Source organism: Sphingomonas sp. CFBP 8760 (assembly GCF_014841615.1).
GTDB lineage: Bacteria > Pseudomonadota > Alphaproteobacteria > Sphingomonadales > Sphingomonadaceae > Sphingomonas.
Genome location: NZ_JACYUG010000056.1, coordinates 1 through 1,053, shown reverse-complemented (window position 1 = coordinate 1,053; position 1,053 = coordinate 1). Strand labels below are relative to the sequence as shown.

Below are 1,053 nucleotides of genomic sequence, written 5' to 3'. Positions count from 1 at the left end.
TAGAGCGGATTCCATTCAGTCCGGATCATAGCCGCAGGAGCTGAAGTAGTTGGCGCATTCCTGCGGCTGGAACAGATCGACCAGATTGCCGATGAGGGACCAGAGCCCGGAGACGGTCCGCTCGCCAGCCTTGCGGAGCATGGCCTTGAGGCGGGCGAACGCCTTCTCGATCGGGTTGAAGTCGGGGCTGTATGGCGGGAGGAACAGCAGGCGGGCGCCGACGGCCTCGATAGCCTCGCGGACGCTGGCACGCTTGTGGCTGGACAGGTTGTCCATGATCACCACGTCGCCGCGCCTGAGGTCGGGCACGAGGACCTGTCGGACATAGGCCTCGAACCAGTCGCCGTTGATCGGCCCGTCGAGCACCATCGGCGCGACCATGCCCGTCATGCGCAAGCCAGCGACCAGCGTGGTCGTTTTGCGATGGCCGTGTGGATAGCCCATCCGCAGCCGCTCGCCCCGGGGGCAGCGGCCGTGACTGCGCGTCATGTTGGTTGCCGTCCAGGTCTCGTCGATGAACACCAGCCGCGTAGGATCGAGGTCGAGCTGGCCATCGAACCAGTCCTCGCGCGCACTCAGGACGTCGGCGCGATCCTGCTCGTCCGCATGCCCGGTCTTTTTTTACGCGTGATCCCGTGGCGCGCGAAGAAGCGGTGCAGCGTCGAGATCGCCACCGTCACACCCGCATGGCCCAACTCGCGACGCAGCTCGTCCAAGGTGATGTCGCGGCGGTCTGCGTGCAGAGCCAGAACCGTGTCCCGATGCGCCTCGATCCGCCGCGACCGCGTGTCACCGCCCTGCGGCTTGGCGGCGTACGCGCCCGTGCTGCGGCGCCGGTCGTGCCACCGGATCACCGTCGCGGCCGCCACACCGAACCGCACCGCCGCAGCCCTGCAACTCATCCCCTCGTCAACCGCAGCCAACGCCCGCGATCGCAAATCCATCGACAACGGCTTACCCATCCATGCCGGCCTCCATCCAGCCAGCACCGTGAATCAGATCAGCACGCCCGTGTGAATCCCCTTCGACTCAGGTCGGCCGGAAAACGCTCTA

At 66.5% G+C, this 1,053-nt stretch carries 1 protein-coding gene; it reads right to left on the bottom strand.

Features of this window, described 5'->3' with window-relative positions:
• Window positions 1–15: 15 nt before the first annotated feature.
• Window positions 16–962, bottom strand: a protein-coding gene (locus IFT82_RS20315) for an IS630 family transposase (protein ID WP_192129942.1) whose coding sequence is annotated in 2 segments (ribosomal slippage) — window positions 16–623 and window positions 623–962 — 948 coding nt in all. Because the reading frame shifts where the segments join, the coding sequence is not laid out codon by codon here.
• Window positions 963–1,053 lie beyond the last annotated feature (91 nt).